At 73.3% G+C, this 20,877-nt stretch carries 17 protein-coding genes; 13 read left to right on the top strand and 4 right to left on the bottom strand.

Annotated features, from left to right (window positions below; all coding sequences use genetic code 11):
* Positions 1 to 119: 119 nt before the first annotated feature.
* Positions 120 to 2,339 (top strand): NADP-dependent isocitrate dehydrogenase, encoded by a 2,220-nt coding sequence (locus AC2CJA_RS10590; protein ID WP_484602410.1) that lies wholly within the window; start codon positions 120 to 122, stop codon positions 2,337 to 2,339.
* A 176-nt stretch (positions 2,340 to 2,515) separates the two neighbouring features.
* Here the strand turns inward: AC2CJA_RS10590 and AC2CJA_RS10585 are convergent, their stop codons facing one another.
* Positions 2,516 to 2,665, bottom strand: coding sequence for a hypothetical protein (locus AC2CJA_RS10585; protein WP_484602409.1), 150 nt, complete (start codon positions 2,663 to 2,665; stop codon positions 2,516 to 2,518).
* A gap of 424 nt (positions 2,666 to 3,089) precedes the next feature.
* Between AC2CJA_RS10585 and AC2CJA_RS10580 the strand changes: the two genes are divergently transcribed.
* From AC2CJA_RS10580 to AC2CJA_RS10565, 4 genes are all read left to right on the top strand, one after another.
* Entirely contained in the window at positions 3,090 to 3,509 is a 420-nt protein-coding gene (locus tag AC2CJA_RS10580; protein WP_484602408.1) for a DUF1622 domain-containing protein, read from the top strand.
* A complete protein-coding gene (locus AC2CJA_RS10575; RefSeq protein ID WP_484602407.1) occupies positions 3,506 to 3,751 on the top strand; it encodes a hypothetical protein in 246 nt (81 codons plus the stop codon). The genes AC2CJA_RS10580 and AC2CJA_RS10575 overlap by 4 nt, the downstream gene beginning before the upstream one ends.
* A gap of 83 nt (positions 3,752 to 3,834) precedes the next feature.
* A complete protein-coding gene (locus AC2CJA_RS10570) occupies positions 3,835 to 4,365 on the top strand; it encodes a DUF421 domain-containing protein (protein WP_484602406.1) in 531 nt (176 codons plus the stop codon).
* 104 nt (positions 4,366 to 4,469) lie between these two features.
* Positions 4,470 to 4,922 carry an SPW repeat domain-containing protein gene (locus tag AC2CJA_RS10565; protein ID WP_484602405.1) on the top strand — a complete coding sequence of 151 codons (453 nt, stop codon included), beginning with the start codon at positions 4,470 to 4,472 and terminating at the stop codon, positions 4,920 to 4,922.
* A 334-nt stretch (positions 4,923 to 5,256) separates the two neighbouring features.
* On the opposite strand, the gene AC2CJA_RS10560 is transcribed toward AC2CJA_RS10565, so the two are convergent.
* Entirely contained in the window at positions 5,257 to 5,985 is a 729-nt protein-coding gene (locus AC2CJA_RS10560; RefSeq protein ID WP_484602404.1) for a hypothetical protein, read from the bottom strand.
* A gap of 967 nt (positions 5,986 to 6,952) precedes the next feature.
* On the opposite strand from AC2CJA_RS10560, the gene AC2CJA_RS10555 reads away from it, so the two are divergent.
* Positions 6,953 to 8,185: a cation:proton antiporter domain-containing protein gene (locus AC2CJA_RS10555; RefSeq protein WP_484602403.1), complete on the top strand. Its 1,233-nt coding sequence runs from the start codon at positions 6,953 to 6,955 to the stop codon at positions 8,183 to 8,185.
* Positions 8,182 to 8,376 (top strand): hypothetical protein, encoded by a 195-nt coding sequence (locus AC2CJA_RS10550; RefSeq protein WP_484602402.1) that lies wholly within the window; start codon positions 8,182 to 8,184, stop codon positions 8,374 to 8,376. Before AC2CJA_RS10555 ends, AC2CJA_RS10550 begins: the two co-directional genes overlap by 4 nt.
* Positions 8,377 to 8,503: 127 nt before the next feature.
* Here the strand turns inward: AC2CJA_RS10550 and AC2CJA_RS10545 are convergent, their stop codons facing one another.
* The gene (locus AC2CJA_RS10545; protein WP_484602401.1) at positions 8,504 to 8,911 is read right to left on the bottom strand and encodes a four-helix bundle copper-binding protein; all 408 of its coding nucleotides are present in this window, start codon (positions 8,909 to 8,911) and stop codon (positions 8,504 to 8,506) included.
* Between the two features lie 200 nt (positions 8,912 to 9,111).
* Here AC2CJA_RS10545 and AC2CJA_RS10540 point away from each other — a divergent pair, with 200 nt between their 5' ends.
* Complete coding sequence (locus AC2CJA_RS10540; RefSeq protein WP_484602400.1) at positions 9,112 to 9,471, top strand: ArsR/SmtB family transcription factor; 360 nt, start codon at positions 9,112 to 9,114, stop codon at positions 9,469 to 9,471.
* A gap of 52 nt (positions 9,472 to 9,523) precedes the next feature.
* On the opposite strand, the gene AC2CJA_RS10535 is transcribed toward AC2CJA_RS10540, so the two are convergent.
* Positions 9,524 to 10,906 carry an FAD-binding oxidoreductase gene (locus AC2CJA_RS10535; RefSeq protein ID WP_484602399.1) on the bottom strand — a complete coding sequence of 461 codons (1,383 nt, stop codon included), beginning with the start codon at positions 10,904 to 10,906 and terminating at the stop codon, positions 9,524 to 9,526.
* Between the two features lie 1,114 nt (positions 10,907 to 12,020).
* On the opposite strand from AC2CJA_RS10535, the gene AC2CJA_RS10530 reads away from it, so the two are divergent.
* The 5 genes from AC2CJA_RS10530 to AC2CJA_RS10510 all read left to right on the top strand — a co-directional run bounded on the left by AC2CJA_RS10530 (position 12,021) and on the right by AC2CJA_RS10510 (position 20,810).
* Positions 12,021 to 13,334, top strand: a complete 1,314-nt coding sequence (locus tag AC2CJA_RS10530) for an NAD(P)/FAD-dependent oxidoreductase (protein WP_484602398.1) — start codon at positions 12,021 to 12,023, stop codon at positions 13,332 to 13,334.
* Positions 13,335 to 13,485: 151 nt separating this feature from the next.
* On the top strand, positions 13,486 to 13,785 hold the full coding sequence (locus tag AC2CJA_RS10525) for an acyl carrier protein (RefSeq protein WP_484602397.1): 300 nt from the start codon (positions 13,486 to 13,488) through the stop codon (positions 13,783 to 13,785).
* The gene (locus AC2CJA_RS10520) at positions 13,775 to 14,674 is read left to right on the top strand and encodes a thioesterase domain-containing protein (RefSeq protein ID WP_484602396.1); all 900 of its coding nucleotides are present in this window, start codon (positions 13,775 to 13,777) and stop codon (positions 14,672 to 14,674) included. The genes AC2CJA_RS10525 and AC2CJA_RS10520 overlap by 11 nt, the downstream gene beginning before the upstream one ends.
* 56 nt (positions 14,675 to 14,730) lie before the next feature.
* Positions 14,731 to 18,498: a beta-ketoacyl synthase N-terminal-like domain-containing protein gene (locus AC2CJA_RS10515; RefSeq protein WP_484602395.1), complete on the top strand. Its 3,768-nt coding sequence runs from the start codon at positions 14,731 to 14,733 to the stop codon at positions 18,496 to 18,498.
* Between the two features lie 209 nt (positions 18,499 to 18,707).
* The gene (locus tag AC2CJA_RS10510) at positions 18,708 to 20,810 is read left to right on the top strand and encodes an SDR family NAD(P)-dependent oxidoreductase (RefSeq protein ID WP_484602394.1); all 2,103 of its coding nucleotides are present in this window, start codon (positions 18,708 to 18,710) and stop codon (positions 20,808 to 20,810) included.
* The last annotated feature ends 67 nt before the right edge of the window (positions 20,811 to 20,877 follow it).

Raw genomic sequence — 20,877 nt, 5'->3', positions numbered from 1 at the left:
CCGGCCGCCCCCCCCCCCCCCCCCCCCCCCCCCCGCGGGCCCGGGGCACTTTCGGGAGGAAGCCCTCCACGGGATATCTTGATGTCGAGCAATGTTGCAGACGTGGAGCGGAGCACCCGGTGACTGACTCGACCATCATCTACACACAGACCGACGAGGCCCCGGCCCTGGCGACGTACTCTTTCCTGCCGGTGGTCAGGGCCTACGCCGCCAAGGCGGGCGTCTCCGTGGAGAGCCGCGACATCTCCCTGGCGGGGCGGATCATCGCGGTCTTCCCCGAGTACCTCAAGGAGGAGCAGCGCATCGGTGACGCGCTCGCCGAGCTGGGCGAGCTGGCCAAGACCCCTCAGGCCAACATCATCAAGCTGCCGAACATCTCGGCCTCCATCCCGCAGCTCAAGGCCGCGATCGCCGAGCTCCAGGAGAAGGGCTACGCGCTCCCGGACTACCCCGACGACCCCGGGACCGACGAGGAGCGGGAGATCCGCGCCCGTTACGACAAGGTCAAGGGCAGCGCCGTCAACCCGGTGCTGCGCGAGGGCAACTCCGACCGCCGCGCCCCCGCCTCGGTGAAGAACTACGCCAGGACCCACCCGCACCGCATGGGCGCCTGGACCCCCGAGTCCAGGACCAACGTGGCGACCATGGGCGTGGACGACTTCCGCTCCACCGAGAAGTCCGCGGTCCTCGGCAAGGACGACACGCTCCGCATCGAGCTGGTCGGCGACGACGGCTCCACCACCGTGCTGCGTGAGTCCGTGCCCGTACTCGCCGGCGAGGTCGTGGACGCGGCCGTCATGCGGGTGGCCGCGCTGCGCGAGTTCCTGAAGGAGCAGGTCGCCCGCGCCAAGTCCGAGGGCGTGCTGTTCTCGGTCCACCTGAAGGCCACCATGATGAAGGTCTCCGACCCGATCATCTTCGGCCACGTGGTGCGCGCCTTCTTCCCGAAGACCTTCGCCGAGTACGGCCAGACCCTCGCCGCCGCCGGCCTCACCCCGAACGACGGCCTCGGCGGCATCCTCAAGGGCCTGGAGTCGCTGCCCGAGGGCGCGAAGATCAAGGAGTCCTTCGAGGCGGAGCTGGCCGAGGGCCCCGAGCTGGCCATGGTCGACTCCGACCGCGGGATCACCAACCTGCACGTTCCCAGCGACGTCATCGTCGACGCCTCCATGCCGGCCATGATCCGCACCTCCGGCCACATGTGGGGCCCCGACGGCCAGGAGCACGACACCCTCGCGGTCCTGCCCGACAGCTCCTACTCCGGCGTCTACCAGGCCGTCATCGACGACTGCCGCGCAAGCGGCGCCTTCGACCCGGCCACCATGGGCTCGGTGCCCAACGTCGGCCTGATGGCGCAGAAGGCCGAGGAGTACGGCAGCCACGACAAGACCTTCGAGATCCCGGCCACCGGCACCGTCCGGGTCACCGACGGCGACGGCAACGTCGTACTGGAGCAGACGGTCGGCGCCGGCGACATCTTCCGCATGTGCCAGACCAAGGACGCCCCGATCAGGGACTGGGTCAAGCTGGCCGTCACCCGCGCCCGTGCCACCGGCGCCCCGGCGGTGTTCTGGCTGGACGAGACGCGCGCCCACGACGCCAGGCTGATCGAGAAGGTCCGCGCCTACCTGGCCGAGCACGACACCGAGGGCCTGCGGATCGAGATCATGGCGCCGGTGGACGCCACGAAGTTCTCCCTGGAGCGCATCCGCCGCGGCGAGGACACCATCTCGGTCACCGGCAACGTGCTGCGCGACTACCTCACCGACCTGTTCCCGATCCTCGAGCTGGGCACGAGCGCCAAGATGCTCTCCGTCGTCCCGCTGATGAACGGCGGCGGCCTGTTCGAGACCGGCGCCGGCGGCTCCGCGCCCAAGCACGTCCAGCAGCTGGTCAAGGAGAACTACCTGCGCTGGGACAGCCTGGGCGAGTTCCTGGCCCTGGCGGTCAGCTTCGAGCACCTGGCGCAGACCACGGACAACGCCAAGGCCCAGGTGCTGGCCGACACCCTGGACCGGGCCACGGCCACCTTCCTCAACGAGGACAAGTCGCCCACCCGCCGCATCGGCGGCATCGACAACCGCGGCAGCCACTTCTACCTGGCGCTGTACTGGGCGCAGGAGCTGGCGAAGCAGACCGACGACACCGAGCTCGCGCAGGCGTTCGGTCCGCTGGCGCGGCAGCTGAGCGATCAGGAACAGACGATCGTCGGCGAGCTGGCCGCCGTCCAGGGCTCCCCGGCCGACATCGGCGGCTACTACCGCCCCGACGACGCCAAGGCCTCGGCCGTCATGCGCCCGTCGCGGACCCTCAACCAGGCGCTGGCGAGCCTGGCCTGACACGAAGGACGGACGGGGGCGCTTCTCCGCGGCCCCGTCCCCCTCGCCCCGCCACGCCGCCGCCCCGGGCGGGGCCCGCGGCCGCCGGGGGCGGTTTTCCGGGCGGGCCGCCCGTACCGTCCGCGCATGAGGGGGCAAGGCCCCTTCCGCGGGGCGGACGGCCGGGAGCGGCCGGGTCAGCGGTAGGTGAGCAGCCCGCGCCGGTCCCCGGCGCTCAGACGCACCCGGTCGCGGGGCGACACCGACCCGCCGCCCGCGTCGCCGCCGGCCGACGCGCACACCGGCGGCTCGATGTACGTCGTGTCCGCCTCCATGCCGTGGGACACGCCCTCGTGGACCGGGCCGCCACCGCGTCACGGCAGGGGCCTCCCGCGTGGCGCGGGACGGATTCCGGCGGCCACCGCTTCGCCGGCGTGCCCGGCGAGGGCCCCGGGGCGCGGTGTCCGGACAGGGGGAGGCGCCGGCCAGGACGGGGGGAACCTGGCCGGCGCCGGTCGGGTGCGGGCGCCGGGTGGCGGCGGTCGCCTTCGCGGCGAGTGGCACTGCGAGGCTTCAGCCGGACGATCGTCCTCGCAGGCGGTGTGTGAGGCCCGGGGACACTGTCCCGCCCTCCGGCACCCGCGACGAGTACAACCGGCCGACCACCGCGGACATTCCTCGCCGTGCATGGTGAACCCGAACGAACTCGGATGAGGTGGGTCATATCGGCCGCTCGCGGAATGGACGGACCGGTGCGGGTACTCGCCGATCATGGACACAACCGCCGAAGTGCTGCCCGAGTCCGCTCTCAGGGAAGCGGTCGACCTTCTGGTGAAGCTGGTGGAGGCGGCGGGTGCCCTGATCATCTTCGTGGGCGCCGTCTGGGCGTTCGGGCGCTTCCTGCTGACCATGGCGCGCGGAGCCGGGCCGGACCGCAGGTTCAACAGAATCCGGCTCACCCTGGGACGTTTCCTCGCACTCGGCCTGGAGTTCCAGCTCGCCGGGGACGTACTGCGCACGGCCGTCGCGCCGAGCTTCACCGAGATCGGGCAGCTCGCCGCGATCGCGGCGATCCGCACCGCCCTGAACTTCTTCCTCGGCCGGGAGATCGCGGCCGAGCGCGCCGAGATCGAACGCGAACACCGCAAGGAGGCGGAGGGCTCCTCGCGCGCTCCGGCTGGACCGGTATGACCACGGTCCTGGACCTGGCGGCGCTGGCCACCACGGCCTTCGGGCTGGTGGCCGCCGCGGTGGTGTTCGCGGAGGCGAGGCGGCTCGTGCCCGCGCTCGCGGCCCTCCTGGACTTCCTGACAGCGGCGGGGCTGCTGCGGCTGGCCGGCGACCCGAGCTGGGGCACCATCGCGGCGGCCGCCGCCGTGATCGCCGTCCGCAAGCTGGTCGCCGCCGGTCTGCACGCCTCCCGTCCCGGCTGACCGCACCGGCCGGGCGGGTGCCGGTCCGGTCGCAGGCGGGTGCGGGCATGTTGCGGAACGGGACCACCGGGTAATCGTCTTCGATGTTCTTCGACACCGGATACGAACTGCTGCGTGTGGCGGTCATGGCGGCGTGCTCCTACGCGGCCCTGGTCACGGCGGTGCGGCTCTCGGGCAAACGCACGCTGGCGAAGATGAACGCGTTCGACCTGGTGGTCACCGTGGCCCTGGGGTCGACCCTGGCCACCATCGCGCTCAACGCGACCGTCTCCCTCTCGGAGGGGGTGCTCGCCCTGGCGGCGCTGGTGGCCCTCCAGCTCGTCAGCGCCTGGACGGCGGTGCGCTCCCGCGGCTTCCGGCGGCTGATCAAGGCCGAACCGACCCTGCTGCTGAGCGACGGCTCGCTGCTCGGCGAGGCGATGGCCCGGCAGCGTGTCACCGAGAGCGAGGTGCTCCAGGCGATCCGCTCCCAGGGGATCGGCTCGGTCGAGGAGGTGGCCGTGGTGGTGCTGGAGACCGACGGCAAGTTCAGCGTGATCACCCGATCCCAGGCCGGCTCGGGCAGCTCCCTGTCGGACGTCGGGGCAGCGGCCGGGGCGCGGACGGAAGGGTGATCCGGGGGCGGAGGCCGCCGAACGGAGCCGGGGGGAGGGTGCGCACCGGGCGAACCGCCGCGAACGGCACGAAGATGGTCGGGAAGATCCCCTAAGGAGTTCTCATGGCTCGTCATTCCTCCCCGCGCGGACCGGCAGCCGCCCGGGACGCCGCGACCACACCCGGCCCCTCGGGGATGCGGGACCAGATCGTGACCGGCCTGATGATGCTGGCCGGCATCTGGCTGATTCTGGCCTCGTGGTTCCTCGGGTACCCGTACGACGACGCCGCGGTCGACGCCCAGCGCAACGAGACCGGTGTGGGCATCGTGCTGCTGCTCGTCGCCTTCGCCCGGATCGTACGCCCGCGCGGGTGGCTGTCGGACCTGATCGTCCTGCTCCTCGGCGTGTGGCTGCTGGTCGCGCCGGTCCTGATCGACTACGGAGGCCCGCGGAACACCCCCGGGGCGGCACAGGCCAACGAGGTCGTCACGGGCATCGTGCTCGTCCTGCTGGCCCTGGTGAGCATGCTGCTGCTGTTCCGGGCCCGCCGCACGAGCCCGGAGGAGGCCGGGTGAACGGGGCGCCGTTCGGGATCCCGCGTGCTCTGCGCCGTCCGCTCGCCCCGCTGCCGGCAGTCATCCTCGCACTCACGGCCGCGGGGTGCGGGGACACCGGTGACCGGGGGGAGATCCCGGGCGCGGGCGAGGTGGACTCGCCGGGGGCCAACGCGGCGAGGTGGCCGAGGACGGGATGGAGCCGACCCCGGACACCCTGATCGGCCCGGAGGAAGGAGGACCCGCCTGGTGCTGCGCGGTGTGCGGCGGCGGATCCGGGGTGGCGACTTCGTGTGGGTGACCTTCCGTTTCGAGGACGCCGGGTCGCTGTCCATGTAGGTAGCCGCCCAGCCGCTCAGCCGCCCACGGTCGGCCAGGAGTCCTCACCCCCTCCGCTGCCGGCCCCGGCCGAGTGGTCGCCGGTGGTGCGCGACTCCAGGAAGTAGGCCCCCAGGCTGCCCGCGAGAGTGGCGAAGACGGCGACCGAGTAGACCGCCAGAGCGATCTCCAGGACCTTGGGGAAGACGCCGGGCCGGTTCAGCGGCTCCCCGGTGACGGTGGCCAGCGCGGTGGCGTGCAGTGCCTCGCCCAGGGAACGGTAGGAGCCGAACTCGTACAGCAGTTCACCGCTGCCCAGGACGGTGATCGCCGAGACGGCCGCCAGCCAGCCGATCCGGCCGCCGAGCACCCGGCGCGCCGAGCGGGAGGAGCGCACCACCGAGGAGAGCACCCGGCCGGTGCGCAGCATCCGCACCGAGTGCGCCAGTCGCAGTACACGGAGGAAGGGCAGCACCAGGAAGAGCAGCTGCCACCAGTTGCGGCGCCAGAAGGCCCCGGTGTCGGGGGCGATGAGCAGACGGACGAGGAACTCCGCCGCGAACACCGCCCACAGCAGCCAGCAGGCCACGGCCATGGCCGTGCTCAGCGCGCTGCCGGGCCGGGCCAGCCGTTCGCCGAGCACGAGCAGCAGGAAGAGCACGCCCAGCGCGCTCATCACCGGAGTCGCGCGGTCCAGCAGCTCCTGGGCGAGCCGCTCGCGCTCGGAGCGGGGGCGGGAGGACGGGCGGGAAGGGAGAGCGGGCACACCGCAGCCCTTCCCCCCGTACGGCCGGGCACTCGCGCCGCCTCGCGGGCCGCCCGGCGGGCCGGAGGTGGTGGGGGTGCGCGGAGCTTACGAGAAGGATGTGAGGAGCCGGGACCAGGGGCCGCTGTGCGCAGCGGAACGAAGGACGGCGCGAACGGGGCCCATCCCGTATCGGAAGGTGACCTGATCACTCCGTGGAGTGACTGCGCGGTGGACGCGTGGGGCGGAACGGCCGCCGGGAAGACGGCGGGGGAAACGCGGGGCGAACCGGTGCACATGCCGTGGCGGCCGCGCACCGACATCGAGCAGCGGCTGAGTGGTGGCCGGACCCGGCCGGCCCCTGGCGCACCGTCCCCTGGAGCGACGATCCGCCGGGCGGGCGTGCGGGCGGGGCCCGGTGACCGGACCCCGCCCGCGTCCTCGGGGGAGGCGTGTCGCTGGTGGTGGTCTCCCGTGCGCCGGGGACCTGCTGCGCCCCGCCTACATCCCGGCCCGCCGGGGCGGGAACCGGCCCTCCCGGCGGCGTGCCCGCTCCCGCCGGTGGGGGCTGGCGGCCGTTCCCGGCCCGCCGGGGCCCCGGCGCTGACGCGGGATGCGGCGACCCCGGTGAGCGGCGCGATCACTCGAGTCGGCTGCCCTCAAGGGTTTCTCCTCTCCTCAGTGCGACCCGCCGTCGCGGCTTCCTGACGGGCCGGATTTCCGCTGACGGCCCGTCAGAACGCGAGGAGCCGGCGGAGACCGCCCGACACCACCCCTTCGGATGAGACGGCACCGCTCCTCCGTACCGGAGGCGAACACATGTAGGACACCGGAGGGGGCGCGGCCGCTCCCGGGCACTCGCGCCGGGCCTCCGGCCGGTGCTCCGTCCGGGTGCTCCCGGCCGCCGTATCCCCCGGACGCCCTCCCAGCGGGAGGGCGGTGCTGCTGCTGGTGCATGACAAAAACAGACCGGGGCAGCCGCCCGGACATGCTGGACAGAGTCCTGACCGTCACCGCGGCCCTCGCCCTGATCGTCGCGGCCCTCTCGGTACGTGTCCAGCGGGCTCCGCTGAGCGGGCCGCTGCTGGCGCTGCTGACCGGGGTCGTCTTCGGCCCCGAGGTGCTGGGCGTGCTCGACCTGCCCACCGTGGTCGAGGGACACAGCGAACTGCACGAGGCATCCCGGCTGCTCCTGGCGGTGTCGGTGATGGCGGTCGCCCTGCGCTACCCGTTCCGCGACGTGCGCTCGAGGGTGAAACCGGTGGCCGTCCTGCTGGCAGCGGCCATGCTGGGGATGGCGCTGATCACCACGGCGCTGTCGGCCGCCGTCCTCGGGATCGGGCTGGGTGCGGCGGCGCTGCTGGGCGCGGCCCTGTGCCCCACCGATCCGGTGCTCGCCTCCAGCGTGGTCACCGGCGGACCGGCCGAGAAGACGGTCACCGACCGCACCCGGCAACTGCTCTCCCTGGAGTCGGGCGCCAACGACGGTCTCGCCCTGCCCCTGGTGCTGGTCGCGGTGGCGATCGCCGGAACCCTGAGCGGCGCCGACGCGCTGCTGGAATCCCTGTGGCAGGTGCTGGGCGCCGTCGTCTTCGGAGCGGTGGCGGGCGCGCTGGGGGGCGGGGCGCTGCGCAAGGCGGAGGAGTACCGGACCGTCCAGTCCGGCCCCCTGCTCGTCTACACCCTGCTGCTGGCCCTCCTCGTCCTCGGGGCGTCCGGGCTGATGCGCCTGGACGGAGTCCTCGCCGTCTTCGCCGGCGGACTGGCCTTCAACGCGACGAGCTCGGTCAGCGAACGCGCCGACGAGGACAAGAACGACGAGGCGGTCAACCGCTTCCTCGTCCTGCCGCTGTTCGTCGTGCTCGGCGCCGTGATCCCGTGGCGCGAATGGGGCGAGCTGGGCTGGTGGCGCGGTGCCCTGCTGGTCCTGGGCGTCCTGCTGCTGCGCCGCCTGCCGGTCCTGCTGGCGCTGAAGCGGCCGCTCTCCCTGACCTGGCGCGACACCCTCTTCACGGGCTGGTTCGGGCCCATCGGCGTGTCGGCCCTGTTCTACCTGACCATGGAGGCCCACCGGCTCGGCGCCGACCCGGTGGTACTGGCCGCCGGAACGCTGGTCATCGCCGCCAGCACCGTCGTGCACGGCGTCACCACCACCCCCGGTCTGGCCGCCTACCGCAGGGCCGGTGAGCGGCAGGGCGACGCGCGGAAGGAGACGGCATGACGAGCGTGCCGGCGATGGTCGCCGGCCGCGCCCTGCCGCTCACCTTCACGACGTGGGTGATGCCGCGGGAGGCGGGCATCCCCGCCGTCGACGAGGAGGAGTACGCCCCCCGCGCCCGCGGGTACACCGGGCGCCGGCGCGCCCTCCAGGGGCCCCCGCGCAGCGACGGCTGGAGCGGGGACGAGGTCTGACGCTCCCCGCCGCCCTCCGGGGCCGGGGAGCGGAACCGGCCGGTTCCGCCCGGGCACGGCCGCGGCTCGTACGGGAAACCGCCCCGGCCGCGGGGGCCGGGGCGGTGGAGGGCGGCGGTCCTCGGTCTCAGAGGGTCGCCAGCAGCTCGTTGCAGGCCTGCTCGCAGCGGCGGCACGCCTCGGCGCAGACGCGGCAGTGCTCGTGCGTGTCGGTGTGACGCTCGCACTCCTCCGCGCAGGACTTGCAGACCATGGCGCAGGCCTGGAGCTGGGTGCGGGTGATGTTGGCGTCGTAGCCGGTGTGCCGGGACAGGACCTTGCCGGTTGCCTCGCAGATGTCCGAGCAGTCCAGGTTGGTGCGGATGCACTTGCGCAGCTCGGCGACCATGTCCTCCGACAGACAGGCGTCCGCGCACGCCGTACAGGCCTGCGAGCAGTCGAAGCACTCGGCGATGCAGCGCTCCATGGCCTGACGGTTCACGCCGCCGAGGTCGGCCGGGTAGGTGCGCAGCATCTCACTGGCCATCGTCGTCATGTTTCTCCCCTTTCACGCGTCCTCGTCCGGAACCGCCGGCCCCGCCCCGGTGCGCGGTGGCCGGGAGCCCGCGGTGCCGCGTGAACGGGTAACACCTGAAAGGAGGGCATAAACCGGAAAACGGAGTCCGCGCCGCGCGGGATGGCTTTAGAGGCCATGTACTCTGGCCCGGCTGATTCGACACGTGTCAACATAGGTGTATGCCGAACACCAAGGCGCTGCCGGCCCCGGCCCCGGGGGTGGAGCCGTGCTGCCCGCCGCTGACCGAGCGCCCGCTGACGGCCGAGGAGGCCGAGCGGACCGCCGCGATGTTCAAGGCGCTGGGCGACCCGGTGCGGCTTCGGCTGTTCTCCCTGGTGGCCTCGCACGAAGGCGGTGAGGCCTGTGTGTGCGACATCTCCGACGTCGGGGTCTCCCAGCCCACCGTCAGCCACCACCTGAAGAAGCTCCGCGAGGCCGGACTGCTCACCTCCGAGCGCCGCGGCACCTGGGTGTACTACCGCGTCGAGCCGTCGGTGCTCGCCGCCATGGGGCGGTTCCTCGCCTCACCGGGGGCCTGACCCCGCCCGGAGCAGCCCGGCGCCGCACGCAGCAGTCCGTGCGGGTGTGGCGTCAGCGGGGCCTGATGTTGTGGTTGAGCCGGAAGACGTTGCCGGGGTCGTATTCGGCCTTGACCGCGGCCAGCCGCCGGTGGTTGTCCGGCCCGAATCCGGCGACGACGCGGTCCTCGCCCTCGCGCCCGATGAAGTTGAGGTAGACCGCGCCGGTCGACCAGGGCCTGACGTCGGCGCGTACGTCGTGGGCCCACCGCCTGACGCGTTCGTCGTCGGCCGGGTCCTCCCACAGCCCGAAGGGGTGGACCGCCCACGGCGCCCGCCGCCAGGGAACCGGATGGCCCTTTGGGCCCCGGGCGACCGCGCCGCCCTGGGGGAAGAGCACGTGCTGGGAGGGGGAGGGCACGAGCAGATCGGCGGCGCGGGCGCAGAAGGCGTCCACGGCCGGGTCCGGGAGGGAGGCCAGGTACTCGGCCGACCAGTAGTTGCGGTAGCCGGGCGGGTCGTCGAGCATGCACTGCAGGTCGGCGTAGGACATCTCGGCGATCATCTCGGCGTCGTGGCCCATGTCGAGTACGGGCTCGGCCACGTCGCGCATCTCCTGCATCCCGCCCGCGTAGGTGACCAGCACCGCGCAGGCGAGCTTCCCGGGCATGTCGCGGGGGACGAACTCCTCGGGCGGGGCGGTCAGGTAGATGAGCCCCCCGCCGACCTCGTCCGGGGCGGACTCCATGAAGTCGCGGTAGGTCCGCGCCACCTCCGGACCCGCCTCGGGCCGCCACATCAGCAGGGCCGCGGTCACCACCGGAAGCGGATGCAGCCGCAGAGTGAAGGAGGTGGCCACGCCGAAGTTGCCGCCACCGCCGTGCAGCGCCCAGAACAACTCCGGGTTCTCCTCCCCGCTCGCGCGCACGGTGCGGCCGTCCGAGGTGACCAGTTCGACGGCCAGCAGGTTGTCGCTCGCCAGGCCGAACCTGCGGTCCAGCCAGCCCGCCCCGCCGCCCAGCACGAATCCGCCCACCCCGGTGGTGGACACCCGGCCGCCGGTCGTCGCCAGACCGTACGGCTCGGTGGCCCGGTCCAGGTGGCGCATGACGGCACCGCCGCCGACCCGCGCGGTGCGCCTGCCGGGGTCGACCGCGACCGTGTGCATGCGCCTCAGGTCGATGACGAGGCCGCCCTCGGTCAGTGCCATGCCCGCGACGCTGTGCCCGCCGCCGCGGACCGCGATCTCCAGCCCGTTCTCCCGCCCGAACCGGATCGCCTCGGCCACGTCATGGTCGGTCTCGCACTGGGCGATGACGGCGGGGCGCCTGTCGATCATCGCGTTGAAGACGGTACGGGCGCCGTCGTAGGACGGGTCGCCGGGCGTGACGACCTCGCCGGCGAAGGCGGCGCGGAGACCGGTCAGGGACATCCCGCCCACACTGTGGGACACCATGTCGTCCCCCTTCGTCGGGGCGCCGGCGGAGTCTCTCTCCACCGTAGCCCCGCTTCGGAGCCGGCGGCGCACGGGCCGCCGGAGTCGGCCCGGGTCGTATGGGGTGCGACGGGAGGGAACGCAGGGGGAGCGCTGGGTGAACACCGGTTTGCCCGTGCGTTTACCGCATAATCCGAGGCCGCATACCGCCGCCGGTATCACCGCGACTCCGTGTTGACGCCATGTCGAATTCCCTGGGGCGTGTGAAGAAGATGTGTGCTGTTAATGCAGGGGGCACGCGCGCCCTGATAAGGTCATGCCCGTTCCGAGACGCAGCGGGGGCTCGGACCTCTTTCGCCTTGAAAGCACGGGGGTGGCGATCGGTGATTGCCGGTGTGTTCGTGGGAACTTCCGAAGCATGCGCGCCGAGCAGTTTGTTAGCGGCGGGCCGGCGACTTCCTTCGGGCGGTGCCGCGGCAGCCGAGGGGGCAGGGCCGGTCCTATCGGCCGAGTAGGGCCGCCGGGCGGCGGAGCGGGCTCACGCGCCGATGCGATGTTTCAAGTACCCTTTCTCATTGGAGAGTTGAGCAGAGTGGGCTGCCCTGTCGGTGGTGAGCGGACGCTGCGGCCCAGCGGCCGTCGCCCTCCCCCCGGGACCTTCGGGTTCATGGCCGGGGGCCTCTTCCCGGGTTTCCCGCCCAAGCGTCGGCCACCTGCGCCGGCCGGTTCCAGGAGGGTCCCGGCCCCTGGCCGGAGCCGGACCGGAACGCAGGGGGCCTTCTCGCCGGAGCCCGTTTCGCCCACCGTCACCTCCGTATACCCGAGAAGGTTTCCAAGCAGGTAACCATCTGGTTTCCCTGTTGTAATGACGGTTGTTTCTCGATTCTCCTGCCCTGAAGCGCGCCGAAAGGCGGAAGGTGAATCGGCGGTATCCGTTTCCCCTGTCCAGAAATTCTCGCTAAGCCGGATACGGACAGAAGTCGCCGACCCGTACCGGAAGGTTCGAAAGACCCTGTCCGCTCGCCCCGCGTCCGCGTGGGGAAGCGGCCACAAGCAAGGAGAGCACTGTGTTCACCCTGCCCTTCGAAGCCCGGGGAATCGCACCGGGCCCCGCGAGTTCCATGAGGAGGAGCCGATGAAGCCGCAGGTCGCCGTCGTAGGGGGCGGGGCGGCGGGCATCTCGGCAGCCTGCGGGCTGTGTGAGGACGCCCAGGTGACACTGTTCGAGTCCGAGCCGCGGCTGGGCGGACACGCCTACACGGTCGAGGTGGAGGACGCCGGACGCACCTTCGGGCTGGACACCGCCTTCATCGTCTACAACGAGCCGCACTACCCGAAGCTCACCCGCTTCTTCGCCGACCTGGGCGTGGCGACGCAGAGCCACCCGGGGAAGTTCTGCTTCTTCGACCTGGACGTCAAGAGCGCCTACGTGTCCGACGACTTCGAGAGGTCGGAGGAGGAGGTGCGGGCCCGGTACCCGGAGGAGTTCGTCCGGCTGTGGCAGGAGGCCCGGCGCTTCCTCGCCGAGTCGCCCAGGCACTTCGTCCGCAAGCAGGCCGACATCCCGCTGGGGGAGTACCTCGACCGGCACGGCTACTCCGAGGAGTTCCGGTACGGCTTCATCGTGCTGATCTCCACGGCGGCCTGGTCGGTGCCCGCCGACCGCATCTGGGACATGCCCGCCTCCACGGTGATCGCCTTCTTCTTCGCCCACGGCGCCGAGGGGCTGGGAGGACGCACCGCCCCCTGGCGGACGGTGACCGGCGGCAGCGTCTCCTACGTGCGCGCCGCTGCCGCCCGGCTGCGCGCGGCCCGCGCCCGGATACGCCCGGCCACTGCCGTGCTGGGCGTGCGGCAGGAGCCGGACGGCGTCGTGGTGCGGACCGCGGCCGGAGCCGAGCGCTTCGACTACGCGGTCCTGGCCACCCACGCGGACGACTCCCTGGCGATGCTGGAGAACCCCACCCCGCGGCAGCGGATGCTGGAGGCCTTCGCCTACCACCCCACCCGCGCCACCCTGCACACCGACCCGTCGGTGATGCCGGAGGACCGGACCACCTGGCGGAGCTGGAACTACGGCCGCCGGGACCGCGACGGCGAGCAGGTCTCCTGGGTGAACTACCACCTCAACGACCTCCAGTGCCTGGAGGGGGGGACCAGGGACTACTTCCTCACCCTGGACAGCGGAGTGGACATCCGCGACGAGCACGTCATCGAGGAGATCGCCTACCGGCACCCGGTCTTCACCCTGGAGGCCCGCAGGCTCCAGAGCGAGATCTACTCCCTCAACGACCCCGCCGGACGCCTGATGTTCGCCGGCTCCTACTTCCACTCGCGCAAACTCGGCCCGGACGTCATCGGCCTGCACGAGTCCGCGTTCGACTCCGGCCTCGCCTCGGCCGAAGCGATCCGCGAAGCGCTGCGCAGGTCCCGCGACGCGGCCGCCTGACCCCGTGTCCGCGACGCACGCGTACCGCCGGGCCTCCGCTCGCCCGGCCGCCGCGTGGCTGGTGGCGGAACTGACCCAGATGCTCGGAATCCAGGCCGCCGATCCGGCGGCCGTGTCCCGGCCCCCGAGGCCATCCAGAAGGAGAGACCCCGTGTCCGACACCCCGTCCGTCCAGACCGCCCGCACCGCCGCGGAACCGCTCACCGCCGAGGCGGTCCAGCAGTGGCTGCTGGAGAAGGTCGCCCACAAGCTGGGCGTCGCGCCCGCCGAGGTCGACCCCGAGCAGTACTTCGACGAGTTCGACCTGGACTCCACCGAAGCGCTGGTCCTCTCCGGGGAACTGGAGGACTGGCTGGGTTTCGAGCTGGAGACCACCGCGCTGTGGTACCACCCGACCATCGCACAGCTGGCCCGTTACATCGCCGAGAAGCAGGCCGAGCATGCGGCCTGAACGCCCCCGGCCCGAGATCGTCCGGGCCTTCGGCGAGGGAAACCGGCCGGAGGCCGCCCGGGTACTGGTGGTTCACCCGGGCGCCCTGCCCGCCGCCCACTACGCGGGGCTGGCCCAGGCGCTGCCACCGGGCACCGGGCTGCACGTGGTGGACCTCGAGCAGGTTCCGGAGTACTTCCGGGCGGCCCTGGACAGCGGACGCGTCACCACCTCGATCGACCGGCTCGCCGCCCGGGCCGCCGAGGAACTGCGCGCCCGGGAGCTGCTGTCGCGGCCCTGGAACCTGCTGGGCTGGTCCTTCGGCGGCGTGGTCGGGCACGCGCTCGCCGGCCTGCTGGAGACGGGCGAACGGCCGGGTCGGCTGGTGCTGCTGGACAGCATCGCGCCCGTACCCGGCTACGTGCAGCCGGAGGAGGCCATCGGGCACGACATGGCCCTGCCCTGGTTCTGCATGTACCTGGCCGCCAAGCGCGGCGGCGGCCCGGACGCCCTGCCCACCGAGTTCCCGGAGGGCGCGGAAGGCCCGGACGGCAGACCGGACGCGGCGCTGGAGAGGGTGCTGCGCGCCGGACTGGACAGCGGTGTCCTGCGGCCCGGCACCTCCCTCCCCGGCCTGCGCAAGGTCTACGACACCTACCTCGACGGCCTGCGGCGCAACAACCGGCTGGCGGCCGGGCACCGGCCGCGTCCCGCCGGTCTGCCTCTGGTCCTGCTGCGTCCCGAGCGTGGTCTTCTCACCACTCCCGATCCGCTGGGCTGGTCCGTGCTCGGCGACGACCTGAGCACCGGGCACACCCCCGGGGACCACTACTCGATGCTGCGCGAACCGGAGGCCCTGCGGCGCATCGCCGCCGCCGCGGCCCCCGAGCCGGTCCCCGCCCCGGGATGACGGACGCCCCGCCGCCCGCCACACAGGAGCCATCCCCGACACCGGTTGGAGTCCCCATGGTCCAGCAACCTTCCGCCAGGAAACTTTCCGACACCCCGATAGCCGTCGTCGGCCTGGGCGCGCTCTACCCGCGCTCCGGCGACCTGAACGAGTTCTGGAAGAACATCGCCGAGGGCAACGACTGCATCGAGGAGGTCCCCGAGTCCCACTGGAGGATCTCCGACTACTACGACCCCGACCCGTCCGCGCCCGACAAGACCTACGCCAAGCGCGGCGGTTTCGTGCCCACCGTCCCGTTCTCCCCGCTGGAGTTCGGCCTGCCGCCGAACACCCTGGAGGTCACCGACGTCCTCCAGCTGCTCAGCCTGACGGTGGCCAAGCAGACCCTCAAGGACGCCGGGGCGCCCGGCTCCGGCTGGTACGACCCCTCCCGCACCGGGTGCGTCCTGGGCATCACCGGGGCGAACTCCCTCACCCAGCCCCTGGCCGCCCGCCTGCAGACACCGGTGCTCAAGGAAGTGGTGCGCAGCTGCGGCCTGAGCGAACAGGACGCTGAGGAGATCGCCGGCAAGTTCACCAAGGCATTCGCCCCCTGGGAGGAGAACTCCTTCCCCGGAATGCTCGGCAATGTCGTCGCCGGGCGCATCGCCAACCGTTTCGACCTCGGCGGAACCAACTGCACCGTGGACGCCGCCTGCGCCAGTTCGCTGGCCGCCGTGCGGATGGCCGTCTCCGAGCTGGTGTCCGGCCGCGCCGACCTGATGCTCACCGGCGGCTGCGACGCGGAGAACACGATCCTGATGTACCTGTGTTTCTCCAAGACCCCGGCCTTCTCCAAGTCGGGCCGCATCCGGCCCTTCGACGAGGACAGCGACGGCACCCTCATAGGTGAGGGGCTGGGGATGCTGGCCCTCAAGCGCCTGGCCGACGCCGAGCGTGACGGCGACCGGATCTACTCCGTGCTGCGGGGCATCGGCACCTCCAGCGACGGCCGCTTCAAGTCCATCTACGCCCCCCGGCGGGAGGGCCAGGTCACCGCGCTGCGCCGGGCCTACGACGACGCCGGCTTCGGCCCCGAGCAGGTCGGCCTGGTCGAGTGCCACGGCACCGGTACCTCGGTCGGTGACCTGACGGAGCTGACGGCGCTGCGCGAGGTGTACACCGCGGCCAGCGAGGAACGGCAGTTCGCCGCGGTGGGCAGCGTCAAGTCGCAGATCGGGCACACCAAGGCGGCCGCCGGCGCGGCCGGGCTGATCAAGCTCTCCCTCGCGCTGCACCAGAAGGTGCTCCCTCCCACCATCAACGTCGAACGGCCCCGCGAGGCGGTCGACTTCCCCGACTCGCCCTTCTACGTCAACACCCTCACCCAGCCGTGGATCGCCGACCCGGCGCGCGAGCGCCGCCGCGCGGCCGTCTCCTCCTTCGGCTTCGGCGGCACCAACTTCCACTGCGTACTGGAGGAGCACGACCCGGCCGGCGAGGGGCTCGCCGTACTCGCCCCCACCGCCCGCGTCCACCTGTGGCACGCCGAGGATCCGGCGGCGCTGCTGGACCTGCTGGAGTCGGACGCCGCACCGGCCGACGGCGGCGAACCGGTCCCGGCCGGCCACGCGCGGCTGGCCCTGGTGGCCTCGGGAGACCAGGAGGCGGCCGAACTGCGCGCCGCCGCCGCCGGGGAACTGCGTGCCCGCCCTGACGCACCGGAGTTCGCCCTGTCGCGCGGCGCCTACTACCGGCGCACCGCACTCCTGGGCGCGGACGGTGGCAAGGAGGGAGCCGCGGGGGACGCCGGGCCGGTGAAGGTGGCCGCGCTCTTCGCCGGGCAGGGCAGCCAGTACCCGCGTATGGGTGCGCGCGCCGCCATGGCCGTGCCCCCGGTGCGCGCCGCCTACGACGCGGCCGCCGCCGAGTTCGCCGGCGCCGAGCCGCTGGGCCGCACCGTCTTCCCGCCGCCGGCCTTCGACGAGGGGACCCGCGCCGCGCAGGAGGCCGCACTGCGCCGCACCGACTACGCCCAGCCCGCCATCGGGGCGCTCTCGGCCGGCCAGTACCGCTACCTGAGCGAGCTGGGATTCACACCCGACGGCGCGCTCGGTCACAGCTTCGGCGAACTGACCGCGCTCTGGGCGGCCGGCAGCCTCGGCGACCGGGACCTCCACCGCCTGGCCCGGGCCCGCGGCCGCGCCATGGCCATGAGGCCCGAGGGAGCCGAGGATCCCGGCACCATGGCCGCGGTCTCCGCGGACCTGGAGACGGTGGAGAAGATCGCCGCACGCCACGAGGACGTCGAGGTGTGCAACGTCAACGCCCCCGACCAGGTGGTCGTGGGCGGCGGCACCGAGGCGGTGCGGGCCTTCGCCCAGGAGTGCGGTCAGGAGGGCCTGACCGCCCGCGAGCTGCCCGTCGCCGCCGCCTTCCACACCCGCTACGTCGCCCACGCGGTGGACACCTTCAAGAAGGCCGTGGAGGCCACCCGGGTGCGCCCGCCGGCCTTCCCGGTGTACGCCGACGCGCCCGGCGCCTCCTACGGGCGGCGCATCGCGGGCAACCGCGAGGTGCTGGTCGGCCAGCTCACCGCACCGGTCCACTTCGCCCCGCGGGTCGAGGAGATGTACCGGGACGGCTTCCGGGTCTTCGTGGAGTTCGGCCCCAAGTCGGTGCTCTCCGGCCTGGTGCGCCGCACTCTCGCCGACCGCGAGGGTGTCCTCGTCCTCAGCGCGGACCCCGGCCCCAAGGGGGACGGCGACCGCGCGCTCAAGCAGCTCGCCGCACGGCTCCTCGTGCTCGGCGCGCCCCTGACCGACTGCAACCGCTACACCGCTGACATCGAGCCGGTCCGTCCGGCAGAGGGGATGACGATTCCGTTGAACGGTGTGAACCACGTTTCCGAGCAGCGCAAGCAGGCCTACCAGGAGGCCCTGGAGAACGGCTACCGCGTCGAAGGCACCGCGGGCACCGAGGGCGCCGCCGCCCCGCGGACCGGTACCGGACCCGTGCCGCAGGAGGCCCCGGCCGCCGCCGTCCCGCAGGCCGGTATACCCCGGGCCGCCGGCCTCCCGGGCACCGGTGCGGTCGCCTGGGAGCACCTGTCCATGCACCGCGAGTACCTTGGCAGCCAGCTCCGGGTGGCCGAGCGGCTGACCAACCTGCTGGACAGTTCTCCGGACGACAACGTCCTCACCGGCATCACCGCCATCAGCCAGCAGGGTGTGGCGATCGGGCAGAGCCATGCCCAGGCCAGTGAGGTGCTGCGCAGCTTCGCGCTGCTGGAGAGCGGCATCGCGCCTGTCCCCGCGGAGTCCCACGCCTACGCCCCGGTCCAGGACTGGGGCCCGGCGCCCGCCCCTGTGCAGCAGGCCCCGGCCCTGCCGGCTGCTCCCGCTGCTCCGGCTCCGGCTCCGGCTGCCGCTGCCCCGGCCCCGGCTCCCGCTGCCGCTGCCCCGGCTCCGGCTCCTGCCGCCCCGGCTCCGGCTCCGGCTCCCGCTGCCCCGGCTCCTGCTCCCGCTGCCGCCGCTCCGGCGCCCGCCCCTGCTCCCGCGGCCGTCACCGAGGACGACGTCCGCAAGGCGCTGCTGGAGAGCGTCGCGGAGAAGACCGGCTACCCGGTGGACATGCTGGAGACCTCCATGGATGTCGAGGCCGACCTGGGCATCGACTCCATCAAGCGGGTCGAGATCATGGGGTCGCTTCGCGACCGCTTCCCCGGCTCGGCCTCCGCCGACCCCGAGAAGCTTGCCGAACTGCGCACCCTGGACGACATCATCGCCTTCGTCTCCGGCGCCGCCGCCGGCGCGGAGGAGGCGATGTCCGCCCCAAAAGCCTGAGCCCGGGCCTGGGACGGCGGCACGCCAGGCTGCGTCCCCTGCCCGCCCCCGACCTCCTGCCGGACGCCTACCGGGACGCCCCGTGCGCACTCCTGGCCGGTGACACCGGAAGCGGTCCGCTGGCCGCCCTCGCGGACGCGCTGCGCGAGGACGGCTGGACGGTCCGCACCGGCACCCGTCCCCCCGAGGACGCCGACCGGCTGGACCTGGTGGTCGCAGAGGTCGAGGCCGACGGGCAGGAGGCCGCCGCCACCGCGCTGCGGGACACCCTGCTGCTGGCCGGCTCCGTCCAGCCCCTGCTGGAGCGGAGTGCGGCCGACGGCGGCCGGGCGGCGTTCCTCACCGTCACCAGGCTCGACGGCCGGATGGGGCTGACCGGCGCCGCCGGGGTGGAGCGGGCCGCCCTGGGCGGCGTCACGGGACTGGTCAAGACCCTCGCCATCGAGGCCCCGGCACTGCTGTGCCGAGCGGTCGACCTGGACCCGGACCTGCCCGCCGACCGGTGCGCGCGGCTGCTGCTGGCCGAGGCGTACGACGCCTGCGTGGGTACCGTCCAGGTGGGGCTCGCCGCCGACGGCGCCCGCCGCACCCTGGACCTGGCCGAGACGCCCGGCGATCTGCCCGGCGAGTCCGGCGCCCCCGAACCGGGGCCGCAGGACCTGCTGGTGGTCACCGGCGGAGCGCGCGGGGTCACCGCGGCCTGCGCCGCCGGCCTGGCCCGTGCCCACCGCCCCGGGCTGCTGCTGCTCGGCCGCACCGAACTGGCCGACGAGCCGGACTGGGCCCAGGGGGTCCCGGAGAGCGGACTGCGGGCCGCCGCCGCCGCGGAGCTGAAGCGGACCGGGCACAAGCCCACCCCGCGCGAGGTGGGGCGCATCGCCGGCGACCTGACCGGGCAGCGGGAGATCCGCCGCACCCTGGCGGAGCTGGAGGAGGCCGGAGCGCACGCCGAGTACGCAGCGGTGGACATCACCGACCCCGAGGCCGTGGCACAGGTCCTCGCCCCGTACGCCGACCGCGTCACCGGAGTGGTGCACGGGGCCGGGGTGCTCGCCGACGCCCTGATCACCGCCAAGCGGGGCGAGGACGTGGACCGGGTGCTGAGCACCAAGCTGGCCGGGCTGCGCCACGTGCTGGCGGCCCTGCCCGCCGGGAGGCTGCGGCACCTGCTGCTGTTCTCCTCGGTCGCCGGGTTCTTCGGCAACCGCGGCCAGTCCGACTACGCCATGGCCAACGAGGCGCTCAACCAGCTCGCCTGCGCGCTGCGCCGCGAGACGCCCCGGGCCCGGATCACCTCCGTCAACTGGGGCGCCTGGGCGGGCGGCATGGTCACCCCGGAGCTGGAGCGGATGTTCGCCGAGCGAGGTGTGCCGCTGATCCCCCTTCAGGAGGGAGTCGGCTACTTCACCGAGCAGTTCGGCGCCGACCACGCCGGCGACACGGTGTGCGTGGTCGGACCGGTGACCCCGCTCTCCGCACCGGAACCCGCCGGTCCGCCGGCCGGGGGAGTGGAGCTCCACCGCTCCCTGGCACCCCTGGCCGGCGACCCGGTGCTCGCCGACCACGCCATCGGCGGCCACCCGGTGCTGCCCGCCACGGCGGCGCTGGGCGCGGTCCTCAACGCCGTCCACCAGGTGCTGCCCGGCACCCCGGTGGACCGGGTGACCGGCTTCGCGGTGCACAAGGGCCTGGTCCTGGACGAGGACCGGCCCGAGGGGCTCCGGCTGGCGGTCCGGCCCGCCGGTGCGCCGGGGGCCTGGGACGTCACCGTCCACGACAGCGAGGGCCGTCCCCGCTACCGGGCACGGGCCGGGGCCGGCCGTCCGGCCCCCGCGCCGGCCCCGTCCGGCCTGCCGGCCCCCGGTACCGGACGACCGGTCACCGCCTACACCGACGGCACCCTCTTCCACGGCCCGCTGCTGCGCGGCCTGACCGAGGTCCTGGACGACGGGCGGCGGCTGGTACTGGCCTGCCGGCTGTCCGAGCGGCCGATCGCCGACGGCGCCTGGCAGGCGCCCGGGTACAGCCCGGTCCTGGCCGACCTGCTGCTCCAGGCGGTGCTGGTCTGGGCCCGGCTGCACCGTGGCCAGGCGGTGCTGCCCAGCGCGATCGGCGAGGCGCTGTGCCACGCCGAACTGCCCGACGGGCAGACGTTCCTGGTGGTCGTGGACGAGGTGGCGGAGACCGCGGGCGGCATCCGCTGCACCGTCACCGCGTGCACCCCGCAGGGGCGTGTCCTGCTGGAGTTCCGCGGTGTCGAGGCCGTCCACGCCCCCGGCCTCGAAGCGAAGTTCCGTCCCGCGCCCGCGTGAACGCGTGACCGGACGGCCGGGGGGGTGGGGGGGGGGGCGCCCCCCCCCCCCCCCCCCCCCGCGCCGC

The sequence above is a fragment of the Streptomyces sp. ATLC9 genome, assembly GCF_057196705.1.
The sequence above is the reverse complement of the archived record's forward strand: the minus strand, read 5'-3'. Positions and strand labels throughout refer to the sequence as shown.